At 59.6% G+C, this 21,071-nt stretch carries 23 protein-coding genes; 9 read left to right on the forward strand and 14 right to left on the reverse strand.

Annotation, left to right across the window (positions count from 1 at the left end; all coding sequences use genetic code 11):
• Window positions 1-53: 53 nt before the first annotated feature.
• Window positions 54-962 (reverse strand): MurR/RpiR family transcriptional regulator, encoded by a 909-nt coding sequence (locus J0G10_RS12895; RefSeq protein WP_095049993.1) that lies wholly within the window; start codon window positions 960-962, stop codon window positions 54-56.
• 401 nt (window positions 963-1,363) lie between these two features.
• Here J0G10_RS12895 and J0G10_RS12900 point away from each other — a divergent pair, with 401 nt between their 5' ends.
• The 3 genes from J0G10_RS12900 (at window position 1,364) to J0G10_RS12910 (ending at window position 3,916) form a co-directional block, all read left to right on the forward strand.
• Window positions 1,364-1,768 carry a TraR/DksA family transcriptional regulator gene (locus tag J0G10_RS12900; RefSeq protein WP_003225981.1) on the forward strand — a complete coding sequence of 135 codons (405 nt, stop codon included), beginning with the start codon at window positions 1,364-1,366 and terminating at the stop codon, window positions 1,766-1,768.
• A 609-nt stretch (window positions 1,769-2,377) separates the two neighbouring features.
• Window positions 2,378-3,601: a methyl-accepting chemotaxis protein gene (locus J0G10_RS12905; RefSeq protein ID WP_425355401.1), complete on the forward strand. Its 1,224-nt coding sequence runs from the start codon at window positions 2,378-2,380 to the stop codon at window positions 3,599-3,601.
• A gap of 111 nt (window positions 3,602-3,712) precedes the next feature.
• The gene (locus tag J0G10_RS12910) at window positions 3,713-3,916 is read left to right on the forward strand and encodes a hypothetical protein (protein WP_095049995.1); all 204 of its coding nucleotides are present in this window, start codon (window positions 3,713-3,715) and stop codon (window positions 3,914-3,916) included.
• A 6-nt stretch (window positions 3,917-3,922) separates the two neighbouring features.
• Here the strand turns inward: J0G10_RS12910 and J0G10_RS12915 are convergent, their stop codons facing one another.
• The 3 genes from J0G10_RS12915 to J0G10_RS12925 all read right to left on the reverse strand — a co-directional run bounded on the left by J0G10_RS12915 (window position 3,923) and on the right by J0G10_RS12925 (window position 4,886).
• Complete coding sequence (locus J0G10_RS12915; RefSeq protein WP_095049996.1) at window positions 3,923-4,159, reverse strand: DUF2789 family protein; 237 nt, start codon at window positions 4,157-4,159, stop codon at window positions 3,923-3,925.
• Window positions 4,160-4,209: 50 nt separating this feature from the next.
• Window positions 4,210-4,461, reverse strand: coding sequence for a hypothetical protein (locus J0G10_RS12920; protein ID WP_095049997.1), 252 nt, complete (start codon window positions 4,459-4,461; stop codon window positions 4,210-4,212).
• A gap of 101 nt (window positions 4,462-4,562) precedes the next feature.
• Complete coding sequence (locus J0G10_RS12925; RefSeq protein ID WP_141231802.1) at window positions 4,563-4,886, reverse strand: hypothetical protein; 324 nt, start codon at window positions 4,884-4,886, stop codon at window positions 4,563-4,565.
• On the opposite strand from J0G10_RS12925, the gene J0G10_RS12930 reads away from it, so the two are divergent.
• From J0G10_RS12930 to J0G10_RS12940, 3 genes are all read left to right on the forward strand, one after another.
• Entirely contained in the window at window positions 4,881-5,330 is a 450-nt protein-coding gene (locus tag J0G10_RS12930) for a hypothetical protein (RefSeq protein WP_220558600.1), read from the forward strand. The two genes, J0G10_RS12925 and J0G10_RS12930, sit on opposite strands and share 6 nt — an antisense overlap.
• Window positions 5,327-5,524, forward strand: a complete 198-nt coding sequence (locus J0G10_RS12935) for a hypothetical protein (protein WP_220558601.1) — start codon at window positions 5,327-5,329, stop codon at window positions 5,522-5,524. Before J0G10_RS12930 ends, J0G10_RS12935 begins: the two co-directional genes overlap by 4 nt.
• Window positions 5,525-5,651: 127 nt before the next feature.
• Window positions 5,652-6,668: an ABC transporter substrate-binding protein gene (locus J0G10_RS12940; RefSeq protein WP_220558602.1), complete on the forward strand. Its 1,017-nt coding sequence runs from the start codon at window positions 5,652-5,654 to the stop codon at window positions 6,666-6,668.
• A gap of 115 nt (window positions 6,669-6,783) precedes the next feature.
• Here J0G10_RS12940 and J0G10_RS12945 read toward each other — a convergent pair whose 3' ends face one another.
• Together J0G10_RS12945 and J0G10_RS12950 are read right to left on the reverse strand one after the other, a co-directional pair.
• Window positions 6,784-8,916, reverse strand: coding sequence for a TonB-dependent receptor (locus J0G10_RS12945; protein WP_220558603.1), 2,133 nt, complete (start codon window positions 8,914-8,916; stop codon window positions 6,784-6,786).
• 92 nt (window positions 8,917-9,008) lie between these two features.
• Window positions 9,009-9,398 carry a DUF2946 domain-containing protein gene (locus tag J0G10_RS12950; RefSeq protein WP_016982997.1) on the reverse strand — a complete coding sequence of 130 codons (390 nt, stop codon included), beginning with the start codon at window positions 9,396-9,398 and terminating at the stop codon, window positions 9,009-9,011.
• 94 nt (window positions 9,399-9,492) lie between these two features.
• On the opposite strand from J0G10_RS12950, the gene J0G10_RS12955 reads away from it, so the two are divergent.
• Window positions 9,493-9,933, forward strand: coding sequence for a DUF3995 domain-containing protein (locus J0G10_RS12955; protein ID WP_093437296.1), 441 nt, complete (start codon window positions 9,493-9,495; stop codon window positions 9,931-9,933).
• A gap of 109 nt (window positions 9,934-10,042) precedes the next feature.
• Here the strand turns inward: J0G10_RS12955 and J0G10_RS12960 are convergent, their stop codons facing one another.
• The 7 genes from J0G10_RS12960 to J0G10_RS12990 form a co-directional block, all read right to left on the reverse strand.
• Entirely contained in the window at window positions 10,043-10,405 is a 363-nt protein-coding gene (locus J0G10_RS12960; protein ID WP_093437301.1) for a Na+/H+ antiporter subunit G, read from the reverse strand.
• Window positions 10,402-10,680: a K+/H+ antiporter subunit F gene (locus J0G10_RS12965; protein WP_007910754.1), complete on the reverse strand. Its 279-nt coding sequence runs from the start codon at window positions 10,678-10,680 to the stop codon at window positions 10,402-10,404. Before J0G10_RS12965 ends, J0G10_RS12960 begins: the two co-directional genes overlap by 4 nt.
• A complete protein-coding gene (locus J0G10_RS12970; RefSeq protein ID WP_095050004.1) occupies window positions 10,677-11,165 on the reverse strand; it encodes a Na+/H+ antiporter subunit E in 489 nt (162 codons plus the stop codon). Before J0G10_RS12970 ends, J0G10_RS12965 begins: the two co-directional genes overlap by 4 nt.
• Entirely contained in the window at window positions 11,162-12,841 is a 1,680-nt protein-coding gene (locus tag J0G10_RS12975; protein ID WP_220558604.1) for a monovalent cation/H+ antiporter subunit D, read from the reverse strand. Before J0G10_RS12975 ends, J0G10_RS12970 begins: the two co-directional genes overlap by 4 nt.
• Window positions 12,838-13,182, reverse strand: coding sequence for a Na+/H+ antiporter subunit C (locus J0G10_RS12980; protein ID WP_007910763.1), 345 nt, complete (start codon window positions 13,180-13,182; stop codon window positions 12,838-12,840). Before J0G10_RS12980 ends, J0G10_RS12975 begins: the two co-directional genes overlap by 4 nt.
• Entirely contained in the window at window positions 13,182-16,100 is a 2,919-nt protein-coding gene (locus J0G10_RS12985) for a monovalent cation/H+ antiporter subunit A (RefSeq protein ID WP_220558605.1), read from the reverse strand. Before J0G10_RS12985 ends, J0G10_RS12980 begins: the two co-directional genes overlap by 1 nt.
• 248 nt (window positions 16,101-16,348) lie before the next feature.
• Window positions 16,349-17,284, reverse strand: a complete 936-nt coding sequence (locus tag J0G10_RS12990; protein ID WP_220558606.1) for a DMT family transporter — start codon at window positions 17,282-17,284, stop codon at window positions 16,349-16,351.
• 85 nt (window positions 17,285-17,369) lie between these two features.
• Between J0G10_RS12990 and J0G10_RS12995 the strand changes: the two genes are divergently transcribed.
• The gene (locus tag J0G10_RS12995) at window positions 17,370-17,933 is read left to right on the forward strand and encodes a helix-turn-helix domain-containing protein (protein ID WP_220558607.1); all 564 of its coding nucleotides are present in this window, start codon (window positions 17,370-17,372) and stop codon (window positions 17,931-17,933) included.
• Complete coding sequence (locus tag J0G10_RS13000; protein WP_220558608.1) at window positions 17,934-19,328, forward strand: FAD/NAD(P)-binding protein; 1,395 nt, start codon at window positions 17,934-17,936, stop codon at window positions 19,326-19,328.
• Between the two features lie 207 nt (window positions 19,329-19,535).
• Here the strand turns inward: J0G10_RS13000 and ppnN are convergent, their stop codons facing one another.
• Window positions 19,536-20,909 carry a nucleotide 5'-monophosphate nucleosidase PpnN gene (ppnN, locus tag J0G10_RS13005; protein ID WP_034152412.1) on the reverse strand — a complete coding sequence of 458 codons (1,374 nt, stop codon included), beginning with the start codon at window positions 20,907-20,909 and terminating at the stop codon, window positions 19,536-19,538.
• Window positions 20,910-21,071: the final 162 nt, after the last annotated feature.

The following is a 21,071-nucleotide window of genomic DNA, read 5'->3' on the forward strand; positions in this document are numbered from 1 at the left end:
CCTTCAAGTCAAACCGGTGGGAAGGCATAACCTAGCCGACGCTGAGGCAATTGTCAGTCGTCGAAGCCGGGTTGTTCGTGAATCTCATCAACATTCAGTTCCAGCCGATACGCCACTGCCACAAACAGCGCCTGACACAAACACAACGTCGCACTCAGCGAACGAAAGGCGAGGGCGCTGCCTTCGTTGACCAGCAATACGCTGTTGGCGAGTTTTGCCAGCGGCGAGAGCTGGCTGTCGGTGAGGATCAGGGTGTTGGCCTGTTGCTGGCGGGCGAAGCGCAGGCAGTGTTGGGTCTCCTTGGCGTAGGGCACGAAGCTGATGGCGATGACCAGATCGTTGGCGCGCACGCTGCGCATTTGCTCGCGATAGCTACCGCCCAGCCCCGAAACCAGGTGAATGCGCTTCTGAGTGTGTTGCAAGTTGTAAACGAGGTAGTCGGCGACGGCGAAGGAGCGGCGCACGCCGACGACATAAATGTTGTCGGCGTTGACGATCAGCTCGACGGCTTTTTCGAAGGCGGCGTCGTCGAGTTCGCGGCCCAGGCGTTCGATGCCGGAGCGGGTGGCGTCGATGCATTCGCGGGCGAGGTCGCCGGCGCTGGCTTGCTGCGACTGGTCGGCGATCATGCTGCGGATGCGTTGCTGGTAGTTTTGCACCGGCGAGGCTTTGTGCGTGTAGGCGCTGCGGAACAGCGCCTGCATTTCGCTGAAGCCGCTGAAACCGAAGCGTTGCGAGAAGCGCACGATGGCGGACGGGTGCACTTCGCACTCGCGGGCGATGTCGCTGATGCGGTCGACCATGATCCGGTCGCTCTGTTGGCTGATGTAGCTGGCGATGCGTTTGAGCTGGCGCGGCAGGGCGTCGTATTCGTCGGTGATCAGTTGCAGCAGGCGCTCGGCATTGATCGGGGGGCTGGCGAGTGAAACCTCGTCGGTGGCCGGCAGATCGGGGCGGGGCATAGGTCATCCTTCAGGCTGATTGATCACACGGTGGGCCTGATATTAGGGGGGCTTTTGCGGTTCTGCTTTGCTGAAACGATGCAGTGCGTGGTAAAAAATTGCGTCTGAGCGCTGTGTCGTTAGCCGTTTGTCTTCTATATACAGCCGCTCGACTGAATTTCTTGCTATAAACGCACTCCGATGGCCGTGTGAACCCTGTGTCAGAGCAGTTTCCGGGCGTTGTCGGACAAATTCCCTGTATTTACAGTTGCTGAGGCCTCGATCGGGCCTTAGACTGCCGCCCCTCGTAAATTGAGTGCCGGGTGGCATTTGCAATAAACGATGCCTTTTCGCCGACCGCACGCGGTTCGCCGAAACGCTCCCTAATTCGCCTTAATGCACGTTTTTTTATAGAGATATCAATGACAAAGGACAAGTTGCTGGCCATGCCGGCAGATGACTACATGAATGCAGAGCAGCACGCTTTCTTCACTGAGCTGCTGCAGAACATGAAAGTCGAAACCCACGAGCGCATTGAGCAAAACCGTATCGCCATCGAAAGCCTGGACACCCCGGCTGACCCGGCGGACGCGGCTTCGGTTGAAGAAGAGCGCACTTGGCTGGTGAACGCGATCGATCGCGACCAGCGCATGCTGCCGCAACTGGAACAAGCCCTTGAGCGCATCAAGGAAGACAGCTTTGGCTGGTGCGACGATAGCGGCGAGGCCATTGGCCTGAAGCGCCTGCTGATCAGCCCGACCACCAAGTACTGCATCGAAGCTCAAGAGCGTCACGAGCAGATCGACAAGCACCAGCGTCAGGCCTGATTCTGTGGGGTGACCCTTTCAACAGGGGCACCTTGAAAAGATCGCAGCCTTCGGCAGCTCCTACATGGGCGTTGCTGAAGGCTGCGATCTTTGTTTTTGCTCGTCTGCAATAAGCCCGCGCCGTTCCATTGACCTGCCACAGACCCCACGACTAACGGACCATGGATAATGGCGTTGTAGTGGCGTTTAATGCAGTCACAATAATGAGAACAAGCGTGGGGTGTTGATATGACGAGAGACGGATCTCTGGTTGGGGCTTTGCCTGCACCAGTGCTTTTGCCGAAAAACCGCTGGATCGCACCGACCCTGCAAAGCATCGCCCTGATGTTGTTGCTGGCCGGCATGAGCCTGGCCGAATGGTCGCTGTACATTGGCATGCCGCTGGCGGTGCTGATTGTCTGGCTACCGCGCTTGCGTTCCCGCGCCATCCCCGATGTTCAGCCTGCCGACAGCGGCAGCGCCATTTCTGAGTTGACCCGAGACCTTTCCTACACCACCAGTCATAACGCCTTGTCGGCGGCTGGCGTGGCATTTTCGGTCAAGGAACTGGCGAGCAAACTTGAATCGCAACTCGATGCGGCGGCGCAGATCGTCAGCAACGCCGAGGTGATGATCGCGACTGAACACGCCACTTCACAACTCAGCCGTGCCGCGCTTGAAGCAGCGAGTCAGGCGCATCACAGCAGCGCGGCGGGGCGCACGGAACTGGTGGATTCGATCGCGCGCATGCATCAGCTCAGTCAGCGCGCCAATACCAGCCGTGAGTTGATCGAAGCCTTGAGCCTGCGCAGTGACGATATTCAGCGCGTGACCCTGGTGATTCAGTCGATTGCCAGTCAAACCAATCTGCTCGCATTGAACGCGGCGATCGAGGCAGCGCGAGCCGGAGAGCATGGTCGCGGTTTTGCCGTGGTCGCGGATGAGGTGCGTGGATTAGCGGCGCGCACGGCGTCGGCCACCGGTGAAGTGGGTGAGATGGTCGCCGACATTCAACAACGCACGGCGCAGGTGGTGGAGCAGATTCGCGAGTTGTCGAGTGATCTGCAGATCGGTGTCGAGCAGGTCGAACACACCGGTCAGCATCTGGAGAACATCGCGCGACTGGCAGCCGGGGTGGAAACTCAGGTCTGTGAAATCGCTCAGGGCGCGGAAACCAATCGCGAGCAACTCGACAGCCTGTTCAAGGCGATCGAGCAAATGCGTAGCGATCTGGCGATCAGCGATCAACAGACTCGCCGCCTCGCTGAAGCGGCGGTGCAAATGGAAGGGCAGGCGGAAACCATCAGCGAGCGGCTGGCCGAAGTCGGTCTGGATGACTATCACCAGCGCATCTACGATCTGGCCCGCGAAGGGGCGAGCCAGATTGCCGCGCGTTTCGAGGCGGATGTCGAACAAGGAAAGATTAGCCTCGAGGATCTGTTCGATCGCCAGTATCAGCCGATCCCGAATACCCAACCGGCGAAGTTTCAAACCCTTTTCGACCGTTACACCGATCAGGTGCTGCCGGCGATTCAGGAGCCATTGTTGCCGCGTCACGAGGGGTTGGTGTTCGCTATTGCCTGCACGCAGCAAGGTTATGTGCCGACGCACAATCAGCTGTTCAGTCAGCCGTTGACTGGCGATGCGCAGGTCGACGCGGTGAACAATCGCACCAAACGCAAGTTCGCGGATCGCACCGGTATTCGCTGCGGCAACCATCAGCAACCGGTGCTGTTGCAGACTTACACCCGCGACACCGGTGAACTGATGCATGACCTGTCGGTGCCGATCATGATCAAGGGCCGGCACTGGGGTGGATTGCGCCTGGGCTATAAGCCGGAGAAACCGCGCTGAGAGATTGTTACTTGCGGTGCAATGAATCTGTGCACGGAGCTTGCTGTTTCCGCTCGAAAGAAACCATTAATCTGCCCGCTTAGTTAGGTTGCTAATGATTTCGGGGGCTGCATGCAGTGCAGAGTTGATGTTGCCGTGATGATCGGCAGTGGCGTACCGGCCGGTTTGCGCGCGTTGGGGCAGAGCGTGTGCTGGGTGGTTTTGCTCAATGGCGAGCGTCGCGGCACCGCGTTTGCCAGTCGTAACGAGGCCGAGGAGTGCAAGGCTGCGTGGCTCGCGCAATTGCAAGCCGAGTGTGGTGACAGCCTGCACTGAGTTCGGTTACTTGCCGTCGTGAAGGCGTACGTTCAGCTCGTCGAAGACGATTGCCCTGTCATCGTCTTTGCTGATCCACTCTTGTAGCGTTTGCCTTTGAGAGTCCGACCAGAAATGGGCATCGACTAGTTTGGTGTCAGCGTCGAGAGGATGCGCGTCGATGAAACTGTCGATCTCCGGTCCTTCTGAAGGAAGACCTAACTGATCGAACAGAGTTTTCAAGTTATAACCTTCCAGATCCATCGTGTTCTCCTTTTTGATTTGCGCCGGGATGGCACAATCGGTCGCTCTCTTTATCTGAGGCAGCCATTCGCCAGGAGTTCGATCTTCGACTCAAGTGAGCGGGCGAGGGCGCAGGCTTCGTTGTGATCTTCACGGAAACCTCTTACGCGCCCGGTCGATGTTTCCTTTATATGGAAGAAAGCGTTGCCGGCGGGTACCACTTGGAAACGCGGGTAATCGTCGTTGATCGTGGTGGCACTTAGTATCAGCGACGATTCGATCCGGGCGTCAACGGTCATGGCAAAGTGAGTCCGAGTGCACATATGAAGTCCTTTTCATCAGTTGGCCGGTATTTACCGGCCGTTTCGGGTAGTCGGAATGAGCATCGCTGCTCTAGAATCGCCAGTACCTGTTGACGACAGGCTTATCTAAAGCAATTTTTCGCCAGCGATATGTCGGAGAAGTGCTTTTTTTCGTGAGAATTTTCCCTAAAGTTCGTAGTCAGACTGCTCTTGCTGACGCTGAGGAATTTTCCTTCAGGTTTTGGCGACATCGGGATGAGTTTCCCGAGTGACAATCCAGTAGTCTTACCAACCTCGCGTTGAATGAGCACTCTGCTCGATTCGGGCTTTATTGATTTGTTTGCAGTGACATCGGCCTGGCCGTTTTTTTGCCGTGCGCGTTTTCCGTGTGCGGTTTTTTCAGATGTGGGGATGTTTCTTTGGCAGTCAGTAATCTCGATATGCATGCTTTGTTCGTGTTGGGTGATTTGCGTGCAAAGCTGGTCAAGCTGTTCCAGTCGCGTTTTGTTTACATCACCGAGCAGAACGCCGAAGGCGTTTACGTGGCCGAGATCGACACCGAAAGTGCCTTGGTGGTCGATGACAAACCGGGGCTCAAGCTCAAGGTCGGCGATCATTTCAGTGCATCGGTCTTGCCCAGCCGCGAAGGCGGCAAGATGGATCTGCGTTTTCGCGAAATCAAACTCACGGTCTATGGACTGGGTGATTACGCTTTCGTCGAAACCGCTGACGGGCACGCAATCCTGTTCAAGGAAGGCCATAGCGTGGTGACCGTGTTCGCCGCCCATGAGCAATTGCAGGAAGGCCTGACCAAAACCCTGAAAGCCGTTACGGCCAAAGCCGCCAAGTGGCGCAAGGGTGAGCTGGTGACGTTCAAGGCCAGCGAGTGAGCCGCGCGGATTTCCATGCGCAGAACCTCGACACTGCACGCGAGGAAGCCCAGCGGCTGTTCGCCGCCAAAGCGGAGCAGCAAGGTGCCTGGCTGAATTGGCTGGCTGCGCAGATCTATCAGTTGCGCCCCGCGGAATACGCCAGCATGGTCAGGCGCGAGCTGCAAAGCTTGCAGGAAAAGTCTGATTCATAACCTCGTCCGCAGCATGACCCGGAAAAAGCAGGAACCTCGGCTACAGTCAGTTGACTGAGTATTCAGAGGCTTGCGGTCTTCTGTCAGGCCAACCTGCCATTGCTGTGAACAGCACGAGGTGCAATGCATGAACGGATTTCGACGGTTATTGGCCGCCAGCGTGGCCACGTTTGGTTTGCTGGCATCAGCGCCATCGGTGATGGCCGCGCAGGCGCCGATCCACTTTGCCGACCTGAACTGGGAAAGCGGCAGCCTGATTACCGATGTTCTGCGGGTCATCGTCGAGAAGGGCTACGGCTTGCCGACCGACACGTTGCCCGGCACCACCATCACGCTGGAAACCGCACTGGCCAACAATGACATTCAGGTCATTGGCGAGGAGTGGGCCGGGCGCAGTCCGGTGTGGGTCAAGGCTGAGGCCGAAGGCAAAGTCGTCAGCCTGGGCGATACCGTCAAAGGCGCTACCGAGGGCTGGTGGGTGCCGGAGTACGTGATCAAGGGCGATCCGGCCAAAGGCATCAAGCCGCTGGCGCCGGATCTGCGCAGCGTCAGTGATCTGAAAAAGTACAAGGACGTGTTCAAAGATGCAGAAAATCCGAGCAAGGGTCGGTTCCTCAACAGTCCGATCGGCTGGACGTCGGAAGTGGTCAACAAGCAGAAGTTGACGGCTTATGGTCTGCAGGACGATTACACCAATTTCCGCAGTGGCTCCGGTGCGGCACTGGACGCTGAGATCAGTTCTTCGATTCGTCGCGGTAAGCCGGTGCTGTTTTACTACTGGTCGCCAACACCGCTACTGGGCAAGTTCAAACTGGTGCAACTGGAAGAGCCGCCATTTGATGCCGAAGCCTGGAAGACGCTAACCGATGCGGATAATCCCAATCCGAAACCGACCCGGTCGCTGGCTTCGAAGCTGTCGATTGGTGTGTCTACGCCGTTCCAGAAGCAATATCCGCAAATTGCCGAATTCTTCAGCAAAGTGGACTTTCCGATCGAGCCGTTGAACAAGGCGTTGGCCGAGATGAGCGAGAAGCACACGGCGCCGCGTGATGCGGCGGTGGCGTTCATGAAGGCCCACCCGGATGTGTGGCAGGCCTGGTTGCCGAAGGATGTGGCGGATAAGGTATCCGCTGATCTGAAATAGAGGCTGTAGCGCCCGGCCTCATCGCGGGCAAGCCCGCTCCCACAGGTATTGTCGTTGAATGCAAATTTTATGTACGACACCAAACACTGTGGGAGCGGGCTTGCCCGCGATGCTTTTAAAACTTCGTCTGCACGGCCAGTTCGAAGGTGCGCGGTGTTCCGAGGTAATACGCCGGCGAAACATGCGCAAATTCGGCATACACCTCATTGGTCAGGTTACGCAAGCGCCCGGTGACGGTGGTATGCGAATCAACCTTGTAGCTGAGAAAGCTGCCGAACAATGTGTACGACGGCACGGTCATGGTATTCGCAGTATCGGCATACACCGACGCCACATATCGTGCATCCACCCCACCTTGCCATTGCGGCGAAAAATCATAAGTCAGCCACAGATTGCCAACCCGATCCGGCACGTTGGTCGGCGTGTTGCCCTTGCGTGATACCACCACGCCGGCGGCATTCTTTTCGGTGAAATCATCGTATTGCGCATCGACCCAAGCGAAGTTGCCTTCAGCCAGCAGCTTGTCGGTGATCCGCAACGAGCTGGCGATCTCTAAACCTTTCGACGTCTGCTGACCGACCGGAATACTGCTGGTCGGGTCCAGCGGATCGGTCACGGCGAAGTCCTTTCGCTCAATGGTGTAGGCCGCAATCGTCGCCGAGCCGCGCCCGTTCAGATAATCAAATTTGCTGCCAATCTCCCATTGTTTGCCGGTGGAAACGTCGAAGTCCTGCGTGCCGTTCGGTTGCTCGGCGGCGGTGCTGTATTGCACGTAGACGTTGGCCGACGGAATGAATTGGTAAGTCAGGCCGGCGCGGCCGGTGACTGGTTCCCAACTGCGCTTGAGGTGTTTCGGGTTGGTGGCGGTTACCGTGCGATGGTTGGTCACGTCGAGGTCAATGTCGTCATAGCGCAGGCCGGTGAGCAGCGACAGTTTGTCGGTCAACGCTAAACGGTTTTCCACGAACAATGCTTTGGTGGTGACCTCGTTGGTTTTGTCGCTGATCAGCTTGGGGTTGGTGCCCGGGATGTCGTAAAAATGCCCCGGACGGTAGTTGTTCGGGTCAACCGAGCTAGCGCCTTTGACGTTCAGCGGCGAGTTGGTGGTCTGGTTGACCTTGTATTCGAAGCCCCCCGACCACGTCGTATCGAGACCGAACAGCGTGTTGTCATGGCGCAACTCGAACTGGTTGCCGTTCTGCTCGCCTTGATGACGCACCTGATACGCAGTGGAGCGATTCACCGCGGTGTTGTCGGCGTTGTACTGGTACGTTTCGAGGTTGCGGTAATCGCGTTGGCTGTCGAGGTGGTACAGCGTATTGCGCAGGGTGGTGCTGTCGTTGATCCGGTAGTCGATGATCGAACGGACCCAGATCGTCCGCTGCTCGTAGCGACCGTCCTCGACGTTGTAGTTATTGAAGCGGTTGTGTTTATCGATCTTCAACTCGCCGGCCTTGGGATTGAGCACGGGCGTGCCCCAGTACGGACTGTCTTCGTGTTCATCCTGATATTCCAGGGCCAACGTGTGCGACAGGTCGGGTGTGAGATCGCTGAGCAGCGAGAACGCCACGCTCCAGGCATCGCGCTCCTGGCGGTCGATGTAGCCGTTGCTGGTGTTGTGACTGACGTCGAGGCGCGCGTAGTGCTGCACGTCGGCGCTCGGGTCGGTGAGGGCGTGGTTGAGGCCGAAAGCGGTTTCGCTGGTGTCGTAGGTGCCGTAGCTGACCCGGCCTTCAACCGCTTGTTCATCACGGGTGGCGAGTTTGGTCACGTAGTTCAGCGATCCCCCCACCGAGCCTGCGCCGTTGATCAGCGACGACGGGCCGCCGACCAGTTCCACACGATCATAGATCCATGAATCGACGGGCCGCGCGAGTCCGCCGGAGACGTTGATGCCGTTGAACATCTGGGTGATCTGGCTGCTGGTGAAGCCACGATAGGAGACGAAGCCGCCGAACCCCGGCGGTGCGCTGGCGTTGACCCCAGGCAAGGTGTTGGCGGCGTCCTGGAAGTTCTGCGCGCCATGGCGTTCGATGTCATTGCGATTGGCGATGGCCACCGAGGCCGGCGTGTCGCGCACGCTCAAACCCAGTCGCGAGGCCATGCCGCTGGATTGGTCGAGGCTCAGACCCGGTTCTGCGCCGGACTCGCCATCGATGGTGATCGGCGCCAGATCCACGGTGGATTGCGCCCAGACGTTAACGGACAGGCAGCCGCACAGGCTCGCCAGCAGAGTGAGTTGTTTCATCATTGAATCCTGAATGCTTGTCTAGGAGTCAGCGCACAGGCAAACGCCGCGCGTTGGCGCAGTGGGCTGACAAATCAAAAAGGCAGAGACACTCAGGCGAGCGGTGGGGCGCGAGGATTGGCCGACGGCCAGGTGAAGCGGGCAGGGAGGTCGGCGCTGACGATGGGCGCCAGTGGTGGGCTGTGTTGTTCGGGCAGGATCGCTAGCGTCAGGCTGGAGTTGAACGCCGGGCCCATGCCGCCGCCGACCGAGCACAGCGGGCAGCCAAATGCCTTGGACAGGGTCGGCAGTTGTTCTTCAGTGGGGTTGCTGGCGAGCGGCGCTTGAGTGGCCGGGTCGACTGTACAGAACTGGCCGCCGATACCGTTCAGCTGCATGCCGACCATTTGTCCGTGACCGATGCTGCAGGCGAACACGTTGAACAGGACGCAGCAATAAAGCATCCAGGCCAGTAGTGAGCGATCGGAACGGGAGAATTTCATGGGGCGGCACTTTACCGTACCGCTGATCGGTCGTGCACTTGGAAAAAATGCGACTAGGCTGATTTGTTCAAATCCCTTTCCAAGGATTTCAACCATGACCTTTGTATTGGCTCAATGGCTGGTGACAACGTTTGCGGTGATCGCCTTGATGCACGTGTATTGGGCGCTGGGTGGGCAGTGGGCGGCAGCGGTGGTGGTGCCGCAGGTGCCGGTGCGCGGATTTGTCGCAACGGTGCGGCCGGCGTTCAAGCCGTCAGGCTGGCTCACGTTGATCGTGGCGGCGGCGTTGCTGGTGATTGCTGCGTTGGTGTGTATGCGGGTTGGCTGGGGAGTGCCGGCGGTGACACACAAAGCGCTGCAATGGGTGATCAGCGCGATCGCGCTGTTGATGTTTGCCCGGGCGATTGGTGATTCGAATCTGGTCGGATTCTTCAAGGACGTGAAGGATTCGCGGTTTGCGCGACTGGACACCTGGGTGTATTCGCCGTTGTGTGCGGTCTTGGGGGCGGGGTTGTTGGCGGTGGCTTGGGTTTGAGGTGAGTCGGATATCGCTATCGCGAGCAGGCTCACTCCTACATTTGGAATGCGTTCCCCTGTAGGAGTGAGCCTGCTCGCGATGGCGTCATATCAGCCCCTACAAATCTTCAGCTACCACTCTCGGTGCGGCGGCTACTGACTTCTGCCGGCACATCATCCCCAGCCATGCGCTTGCGGAACAACGCCGCCCGCGCCAGCAGCAAAGTAGTCACCGGCACAGTAATCGCCAGCAAAACCGGAATCAGCCAGGCATGTATGACCGGCCCGGACTTCAGCGCCGAAAAACAGATGATCGATGCCAGCGCCACACACCATGCGCCTAGCGTCGAAGCCAGTGCCGGCGGATGCATGCGCTGGAAGAAATCCTTCATACGCAATAATCCGATCGCACCGATCAGCGCAAAAAGCCCGCTGAGCACCAGCAGGATCGCCACCGGAATCTCGATCCATAGCGACAATTCAGCGTTCATTCGATCACCTCGCCACGCAGCAGGAATTTCGCCAGGGCAAACGAGCCGACGAAGCCGAACAGCGCAATCAGCAGCGCCGCTTCGAAGTAAGTGTCACTGGAATACCGAATGCCCAGGGTCAGCATCATCAGCATCGCGACGATGTACAGGTAGTCCAGCGCCAAGACCCGATCTTGCGCCGAAGGGCCTTTGAACAGGCGCACCAGGGTCAGCACCATCGCCAGCGAGAACAGGAACAGCGTCAGCAGGATCGCGTTCGACAGTAATGGGCTCATTCGAAAATCTCCATCAGCGGCCGCTCGTAGGTGCTCTTGAAGTGCTCGATGAACTGCGCTTCGTCATCCAGATCCCAGACGTGCAACAACAAAATGCTGCGATCCAGCGCCAGCTCTGACCATACCGTGCCGGGCACCACCGTGCAGATCATCGCCAGCGTTGCGAGGCCGTGAGCATCGCGCAGGTCCAGCGGGACTTTGACAAAGCCCGAGCGCGGAGGGCGCCGACCAGCATTGAGCACGCCCCACGCAACGATCAGGTTGGACATCACCACATCACGACCGACGAGCAGAAACAGGCGCAGAATCGTTCCCGGACGGCGAATGCGAACTTGTTTCGGGCGCAGTTTGCGCATCATCAAAGGTGCAGCAAAACCCAGTATCGCGCCGAGCAGCAGATTGCCCGGGCTGATCGACAGGTTCAGGGTCAGCCACAAGGCGCACAGCGCCAACGACAATAAAGGTGCAGGAAACACGCGCTTCATGGCTGCACCTCCAGCATCGCCGATTTGGCTTCCGGGCTCGGGACGGCGCGGGTGCCGAGCACCGCCATGACGTATTGCTGCGGGTTGTTCAGTGCCTCGGCGGTGGCCTGGGTGTAGCGCAGCAGCGGCTCAGCCTTGAAGGTCAAGACGATGCTCAGCCCCAGCAACAGGAAGATCGGCGCGCATTCGAGTTTGCGCAGCAGCGGCGAAGGGCGCTCCTCCGGGGTCCAGAAGCGCTGGATGCCGAGGCGCGAGAACGCCATCAACGACGTCAGCCCGGTGAGGATCAGCAGTACCAGCAACGCCCAGGCCGCGTTGGATATCGGCGCGCCGGTGCCCAGGCCTAGCGGATTGAGCAAGGCGCCGATCAGGCTGAGTTTGCCGATAAATCCGGACAGCGGCGGCATGCCGATAATCAGCAAAGCGCAGGCGATGAAGCTCAGGCCGAGAAACGCCATAGTCCACGGGATAACCTGGCCGACCACGGCTTTCTGCTCGTCATCGAGGTTGATGCCTTTGGGCGGTTGCAGGGATTCCTGTGGGCGTGGCAGCAGTTCGCTTTCGTCTTCCAGCGGGATCTCGTTGGCCGAACGCGAACGTTCGATCAGTTCTGCCAGCAGGAACAGTGCACTCAGCGCCAGGGTCGAGCTGACCAGATAGAACAGCGCCGCGCCGATCAGGTTTGGCTGGGCGAAACCGACGGCCGATAACAGAATCCCCGCCGACACCAGAATGCTCAGGCTGGCCATGCGCTCCAGCCGTTGCGCGGCCAGAATCGCCAGCGCCGCACAGGCCATCGTCGCCATGCCGCCGTAGATCAGCCAGTCGCCACCAAAGAATGCCGACGCTCCGGCCTGGCCGGAAAACAACAGGGTCCACAGACGCAGCAGGGTGTACACGCCAACCTTGGTCATGATCGCGAACATCGCCGCCACCGGTGCACTGGCGGAAGAATAGGCGGGTACGAGCCAGAAGTTCAGCGGCCACATGCCGGCCTTGGCCAGGAAGGCGACAGCGAGAATCCCCGCGCCGGCGTGCAGCAAGCCGCGGTCGGCTTCCGGTACCAGCGGAATCTTCAGTGCCAGATCGGCCATGTTCAGCGTGCCGGTGACACCGTAGATCAGGGCCGCGCCAATCAGAAACAGCGACGAGGCAAGCAGGTTGATCGAGATGTAATGCAACCCCGACGAGACCCGTGCCCGACCCGAGCCGTGCAGCAACAGGCCATAAGACGCGGCGAGCAAGACTTCGAAGAATACGAACAGGTTGAACAGATCCGCCGTCAGAAACGCGCCGTACAGGCCCATCAACTGAATCTGGAACAGCGCGTGGAAGCTTGAACCGGCGCCATCCCAACGGGCCATGGCAAACAGCAGGGCGCTGACGCCGATGATTCCGGTCAGCACCAGCATCAGCGCCGACAGACGATCAACCACCAGCACAATGCCGAACGGCGCCTGCCAGTTGCCCGGCAGGTAAACCCCGATGGAGCCGGGCACGCCGGTGGTTTGCGTCCATTGCAGCAACAGCACCGAAATGAACAGGCCGACGAGGCTGGAGAACAGGTTGATTTTTGCCTTCAACGGTCGGTGCCGCTCGCCGAGCATCAGCATGATGGCGGCGGTCAGCAGCGGCAGCAGGATCGGTGCGGCGATCAGGTGAGTCATCGCCATCATTCCTTAGGCTCCCGGCCGTCAACGTGGTCGGTGCCGGTCAAACCGCGTGAAGCGAGCAGCACGACGAGGAACAGCGCGGTCATGGCGAAACTGATGACGATCGCGGTGAGTACCAGTGCCTGTGGCAGCGGGTCGGTGTAGTGCAACAAATCCTGGGTGACACCGTCCTTGATCACCGGCTCCTTGCCGATGAACAGGCTGCCCATGCTGAAGATGAACAGGTTGACGCCATACGACAGCAGGCACAGGCCCATGACCACCTGGAATGTCCGTGGCCGCAGGATCAGCCAGACGCCGGACGCGGCGAGCACGCCGATGGCGATTGCGATGACTTCTTCCATCAGACGGCTCCTTTACTAGCGACGGACTTGGGCAGCGATGCGGTCTTGTGACCCCGCACCGATTGGTGGGCGAGGGCGGTGAGGATCAACAGCGTCGAACCGACCACCACGCCGTACACGCCAATGTCGAAGAACAGCGCGCTGGCGACATGGATGTCACCCAGCACTGGCAAGCTGAAATGCCAGGTGTGTGTGGTCAGGAACGGATAACCGACCAGCATCGCGCCCAGACCTGTAGCGGTGGCGAATAGCAATCCGGTGCCCATCCAGCGCAACGGCCGCAGGCTCATTTGTGCCTCGACCCACTGTGTACCGGCGACCATGTATTGCAGGATGAAAGCCACCGACATCACCAGGCCGGCGACGAAACCGCCGCCCGGTTGGTTGTGCCCGCGCATGAACAGGTAGCACGACACCACCAGCGCAATCGGCAGCAGCAGACGCACCAGCACTGCCGGCACCATCATGAAGCCGAGCGCGGTATCGCTGGCGGAACGCGGGTTGACCAGATCGGTGACCACGTCCGGTGCCAGCAAGCGTTGCTGGGCTGGCAATTGCAGGCTTTCTTTTGGAGGACGGAAGCGCCGCAGCAGGGCGAATACGGTCAGCGCCACGGCAACCAGCACGGTGATTTCGCCGAGGGTGTCGAAGCCACGGAAATCCACCAGCATCACGTTGACCACGTTGCTGCCGCCGCCCTCAGGCATGGCGCGGCTGAGGTAGAACGAGGAGATGTCGTTCGGCGTTTGCCGCGTCAGCATCGCGTAGGACAGCAGCGCCATGCCACCGCCGACGGCAATCGACAATAGTAAGTCGCGCAGGCGGCGAATGCGTGCCTTGCGCAGGCTGCTCGGCAGTGGCGAGACTTCTTCGATGCGGCGTGGCAACCAGCGCAGGCCGAGCAGAATCAGTACGGTGGTGACCACTTCCACTGCCAGTTGCGTCAGGGCCAGATCCGGTGCGGAGAACCAGACGAAGGTCACGCAGGTCATCAAGCCGCAGACGCTGACCATGGTCAGGGCGGCGAGACGGTGATACTTGGCTTGCCACGCGGCGCCGAGCGCGCAGGCGATGGCCAGCAACCACAGGGTCACGAAGACAATGGAACCGGGGATTTTCGGCCGGTCGCCCCAGCTCAGCGTGCTGTGCAACATCGGGATCAGGCCGGCGAGTACCGCCGCCATTACCATCAGGAACAATTGCATCTGCAAGCGCTTGGTGCCGAGTCGTCGCTCCAAGCGTCGGGCCATACGCATCATGACGACCAGACTACGCTCGAACAGGCGCTTACCGTTGAAGCGCCCCACCAGTGGCGGGTATTTAAAGCGCCCGCGCTTGAGCTGTTTGCGCAACAACAGATAGACGACGATGCCGCCGGACATGGCAATCAGGCTCATGATCATCGGTGCGTTCAGACCGTGCCAGATCGCCAGGCTGTATTCCGGCAGTTCGCCGCCGACGACGGGCAATGCCGCTGCCGCGAGCAATGGGCCGACGATCTGCGCCGGGAAAATCCCCACCAGCAAGCAAGTGAATACCAGCAGTTCCACTGGCGCGCGCATCCAGCGTGGTGGCTCGTGCGGGGTGTGGGGTAGGTCGGTGGCCGGCGGGCCGAAGAACACATCGACGGTGAAGCGCAACGAGTAGGCAACGCTGAATGTACCGGCGATGGTCGCGACAATCGGCAGCGCCGCTTCAACCCACGCCGTGGCATTGATAAACACGGTTTCGGCGAAGAACATCTCTTTCGACAGGAAGCCGTTAAGCAGCGGCACGCCTGCCATCGAGGCGCTGGCAACCATGGCCAGCGTCGCTGTGAAGGGAATCAGTTTGATCAGGCCGCTGAGTTTGCGGATATCGCGAGTACCGCTTTCATGGTCGATGATGCCCGCGGCCATGAACAGCGAGGCTTTGAATGTCGCGTGATTGAGGATGTGGAATACCGCCGCCACAGCGGCCAACGGGCTATTGAGACCCAACAACAGCGTGATCAGGCCGAGGTGGCTGATGGTCGAATAAGCCAGCAAGCCTTTGAGATCGTTCTGGAACATCGCGCAATAGGCGCCGAGCAACAGCGTACACGCACCAGCGCCGCTGACGATGTAGAACCATTCTTCGCTGCCGGACAGCGACGGCCACAGACGCGCGAGCAGGAAAACCCCGGCCTTGACCATGGTCGCCGAATGCAGATAGGCCGAAACCGGTGTCGGCGCCGCCATTGCGTGGGGCAGCCAGAAGTGGAAAGGGAACTGCGCACTTTTGCTGAGGGCGCCAATGAGAATAAGGGGAAGGAGGATAGGGTAGAGGGAATGTGCGCGAATCATGTCGCCGGCGGCCAGGACCTTGTCGAGGTCATAGCTGCCGACGACATGGCCGAGAATCATGACCCCCGCCAGCAGGCATAACCCGCCGGCACCGGTGACCATCAACGCCATATAAGCACCGCGACGGGCGTCGGCGCGGTGGTGCCAGTAACCGATCAACAGGAACGAGAAGAGGCTGGTCAGCTCCCAGAAAAACACGATCTGAATCAGATTGCCGGAGATGACCAGACCGAGCATGGCGCCCATGAACGCCAGAAAAAACGCGAAGAAACGCGGCACCGGATCGTCCGGCGACATGTAATAACGGGCATAGAGAGAAACGAGCGTGCCGATGCCAAGTACCAGCATCGAAAACAGCCAGGCGAAACCGTCCATACGCAGAACGAAGTTCATACCGAGGCTGGGCAGCCACATGAACTCTTCGCGGATCACGCCGCCGTGGGCAATTTGCGGGTACAACATCGCGACCTGGACGGTGCCGATCAAAGCGACCAGACCTGCCAACAGGGATTCGGTATTACGCGCGTTGTGAGGCAGCACCGCTGCCAGACAGCTGCCAATGAATGGCAGAAGCAGTAGAACTATCAGGGACATAGGCTTCTAATCTGCGGAAGTTTGTGAAGCATCATACGTGCCAGCTCCCCGATCACCAAACGCCAGGATGTCTCAGAATCCTACAAAGTAGTCTGGAATTTTCTGTTTGGCATTGTTTCAGGTAGATCGATGTTGCTTGGAATGGCCTCATCGCGAGCAGGCTCATTCCTACAGGGGGGAACGCATTTCAAGTGTAGGAGTGAGCCTGCTCGCGATAGCTATAGTCCAGGCACTAAAGATATTGCAGATTAACCTTGAGTTTCTCGCTCCAGCTCTGCTTCGGCTTCTGCAACCTTACCCTTGGTCTTCAATTCACTGACAATCACCGCCGCGACAATCAACCCGGCGCCCACCAGCGCAATCGCCGGCAACCGCTCCCCGGCAATCCGCCCGACAATCCCGGCCCACACCGGCTCACCGGCATAGATCAACGTCGCCCGGGTTGGCGAAACACTCTTCTGCGCCCAGTTCATCGCCACTTGAATAGCCGCACTTGCTGCGCCCAGCCCCAGCGCGGTCACCAGTAGGGTCCAGGAAAAATCCGGTATCAATTCGCCAGTCGGCACCACCAGCAGGAACGACAACACCGAAGTCGTGGCCAGTTGCACCACGGTGACCCGACGCACATCCACCTGGCCGGCGTAGGTACTGATCAAAATGATTTCGGCGGCAATCGCGATCGCACTGATCAATGTGGCGATTTCACCTGGACTGAAATTCAGCTCAGCCCCGGACGGCCCCGACAGCAGCATCAAACCGGTGAACGCCAACATGATGCCAATACTCGGCATCAGGCCCGGACGACGCCCGAGCACCAGCCATTGCAGCAACGGCACGAACGGCACATACAGCGCAGTAATGAACGCCGACTGACTGCTCGGGATCGTTTGCAGTCCGACCGTCTGCAGGCCGTAACCGAGCATGATCGCCACGCCGATGAAGGCGCCAGCCTTGAGTTCGAACAGCGTCAGTTCGCGCAGATGACGCCATGAGAACAGTGCGACGATAGCCGCCGCAGCGGCGAAGCGCAGGCCGACAAAAAACATCGGGCCGCTGACGGTCATCGCATGCTGAACCAGCAGGAAAGTACCGCCCCAGATCATGGTGATCAGCACCAGCACGCACTCGGCTTTGCTGAAACGAGAGAAACGAAGGGGAGTGGGGGAGCTGTTCTGCGACGTCATGACCTTGCGCACTATAAAAAGGAGGCCGCACAATGCGCCCAACGTTGCGCAGTATACTGCCCAACCTCACCGAGTGAGCAATATAGTGCACAAAGATTCAACGCAACGGGCGTCCGTCCTGCAACACGTCAGCCTGAATGTGCGACGCCTACGTCATGCCGCCGACATGAGCCAGACTGCGCTGGCGGAAAAATCCGGGGTCAGCCGGCGCATGCTGGTGGCGATCGAGGCGGGCGAGAAGAATGTCAGCCTGACCACGCTGGATCGCGTCGCCGAGGCGCTTGATGTGGCGTTCAGCGATCTGATCCAGGCGCCGGATGCCCGCGACCCGAGCCGCATCAACGAGGTGGCATGGGCGGGCACCCACCCGGGCAGCAAAGCGGTGTTGCTTTCCAAAGCCACGGCTACCCGCGAAGTCGAGCAATGGGAATGGTGCCTGCAACCGGGTGAAGTCTACCCGTCGCAAGCGGATGCCGAGGGCTGGAGCGAGCAGATTTTTGTGTTTGAGGGTTGCCTGACGCTGATGCTCGGCGATCAGCCGCAAAAGATCGGCACTGGGGAGTTTTTCATGTTTGCCAGTAACCAGCCGCACTCCTATCGCAACGATGGGGATGTGCCGGCGCGGTTTGTTCGTAATGTGGTGATTTGAATGAATCAGCGTGCAGACATCCTGATTATCGGCGGCGGCCTCAGCGGCACGATGCTGGCCGTGCAATTGTTGCGTCTGCCGGGCCGGCGCCATGTCCTGATTATCGAACCGCGTGCCGAGATCGGTCGAGGCGAGGCCTATAGCGCGGTCGAGTTGGGTCACACGCTCAACGGCAACGCCGCGCGGATGAGCGTTGATCCGGATAATCCCGATGACCTGACGCAGTGGCTCACCGAGCACATTACTGCTGGCGGCTGGCCAGAGTCTGCCGAGCAGAAGGTGCCGATCAGTGAACTGTTTCCGCCGCGTGGATTGTTCGGGGTCTATGTGCAGCAGCGCTTGGCCGAAGCGCGCCTTGTCGGTGCGAGAAATGGCTCAAGCGTTGAACACCTTCGCGCGGAGGTCGTCGACCTGCAAGTCGAGGCCGATTCAGTGCAGATCACACTGAGCAATGGTCAGGCACTGCGCGGTGGCTACGCGGTCCTGGCGACTGGAATGTTCCCGGCCGCGCGAACCCCGCAGAAAACCTCCAGTGGTCTCAACGCCGCAGCGCTCGATCCTTGGGACGTCGCTGCTATGCGTCAACTCGACCCGCAATCGACCGTGCTGATCATCGGCTCCGGCCTGACCATGGTCGATGCCGTGGTGTCACTGGAACAAGCCGGGCATCGCGGGCCAATTGAAGTGTTTTCCCGGCACGGTTTGTTGCCCCATGTGCGCCGACAACCGCCGGCCTGGATGGATTTTCTTGGCGACGATCACAGCCTGTGCACGCCTCGGCAGCTGTTGCGCGAATTGCGTCGGCAATGCCAGGCAGCCATCGCACAAGGCATCGATTGGCAAGCGCCGCTGGACACGGTTCGCGTGCACATCGCCCGCTTATGGAGCCAGGCGACTGACACGCAGCGTCGACAATTCGTACGGCATGTACGTCCGTGGTGGGAAAGTCATCACCACCGTTCGCCGCCGTTGAGTGCGGCGCTGGTTGAGCGTCTTTATAAAGAAGGGCGATTGCGTATTCAGGCAGCTTCGTTCAAAGGGCTTGAGGCAAGTCCGGACGGTGGCGTCCGTATTCGCATTCGGCGGCGCGGTGAGTCGCAAACCTGCGTGGTGCAAGGCGCCGCGTTGATCAATTCCAGCGGTATCGAATACGACTGGCGCCGAGTGGCGCGACCGTTGCCGCAGCAGGTGCTGGCGCGTGGTCTGGTGCAGCCGGGGCCATTGGCGCTGGGAATCGCAGCGGCAGTGGATGGCGCGGTGCTGGATGCCGAGGGGCTTGCGGCTGACCGATTGTTTGCCATGGGGCCGCCATTGCGCGGGATGTGGTGGGAAAGCACGGCGGTGACGGATGTGGCGTTGCAGGCCAAGGCGTTGGCGGCGCGGTTGGTGGGATAAGGTTGATAGTGTTCTTTCGGGCCTCTTCGCGAGCAGGCTCGCTCCCACAGGGGGACTTGGGTTGTAAACACCCTTTGCGCTACACACCAGACCCTGTGGGAGCGAGCCTGCTCGCGAAATCGGTGGATCAGTCGACATCACAGCGACTGATATACCGCTATCGCGAGCAGGCTCGCTCCTACATTTGTTGCGTGGTAACCGAAAGAGTTACGCCACCACTCGATAACACGGCACATACGCCGCGCCGCCCGGCAGTTTCATCCGGTGTTGGGCGACGAAGGCTTTGAGCAGCGCATCGAGCGGTTGCATGATCGCCGCGTCACCACGGATCTGGTACGGCCCGTGTTCTTCGATCAGGCGAATGCCCTTGTCCTTGACGTTGCCGGCGACAATGCCCGAGAACGCTCGGCGCAGGTTGGCCGCCAGTTCGTGCGGTGGCTGGTCGCGGTGCAGTTTCAGGTTGGCCATGTTTTCGTGGGTTGGATCGAACGGGCGCTGGAAGCCTTCGTCGATTTTCAGCAGCCAGTTGAAGTGGAACGCATCGTTACGCTCGCGGCGGAACTGCTTCACCGCTTTCAGGCCTTGAGTCATCTGCCGCGCCACCTCGGCCGGGTCGTCGATGATGATTTCGTAGTGCTGCTTGGCCGCTTCGCCCAAGGTCGCGGTGACGAAGGCGTCGAGTTGTTCCAGATACGGCGCGGCATGTTTCGGCCCGGTGAGGATCACCGGGAACGGCAGCCCCTTGTTGTCCGGGTGCATCAGGATGCCCAACAGATAGAGGAACTCTTCAGCCGTACCGGCGCCGCCTGGGAAAATGATGATGCCGTGGCCAACGCGCACGAAGGCTTCCAGACGTTTCTCGATGTCCGGCAGGATCACCAGCTCGTTGACGATCGGGTTCGGCGCTTCGGCAGCAATGATGCCCGGCTCGGTCAAACCCAGGTAACGACCGCCATGAATACGCTGTTTGGCGTGGGCAATGGTCGCGCCTTTCATCGGGCCTTTCATCACGCCGGGGCCGCAGCCGGTGCAGATGTCGAGGCTGCGCAGGCCCAGTTCGTGGCCGACTTTCTTGGTGTATTTGTATTCTTCGGTGTTGATCGAGTGGCCGCCCCAGCACACGACGATTTTCGGCTCGACACCCGGACGCAACGTGCGCGCATTGCGCAGCAGGTGGAAGACGTAATCACTGATGCCTTGCGAGGTGCTCAGGTCGATGCGTTGGCTGTCGAGTTCGTTTTCGGTGTAGACGATGTCGCGCAGGGCGCTGAACAACATTTCGCGGGTGCTGGCGATCATTTCGCCGTCAACGAAGGCGTCGGCCGGAGCGTTCAGCAGCTCCAGGCGTACGCCGCGATCCTGTTGGTGAATGCGGATTTCGAAGTCCTTGTAGGCTTCGAGGATGGTCTTGGCGTTATCGACATGGGCGCCGGTGTTGAGGATGGCCAGGGCGCACTGGCGGAAGAGGGTGTAGGTGCTGCCGGATCCGGCTTCGCTCAGTTGCTGAACTTCACGTTGAGAAAGGGTTTCCAGGCTGCCTTTCGGGCTGACCGAGGCATTGATTACGTGTCGTTGGGTCATGCAATGATCCTTAAAACGATGTCATCTCAAGACTAGGCGATGGCATCCGAATAGTGTGTATCCATGAATGAAGATGGCACGATCTGCGCTGTACCGCCATGTCCCCGTTGGACGCTGAAAAGATGAAAAGGAGCCCCAGCATAGCTAAATCCGCGGTAGAGG

This window comes from Pseudomonas germanica (assembly GCF_019614655.1).
In the GTDB taxonomy this organism is placed as follows: Bacteria; Pseudomonadota; Gammaproteobacteria; order Pseudomonadales; family Pseudomonadaceae; genus Aquipseudomonas; species Aquipseudomonas neuropathica.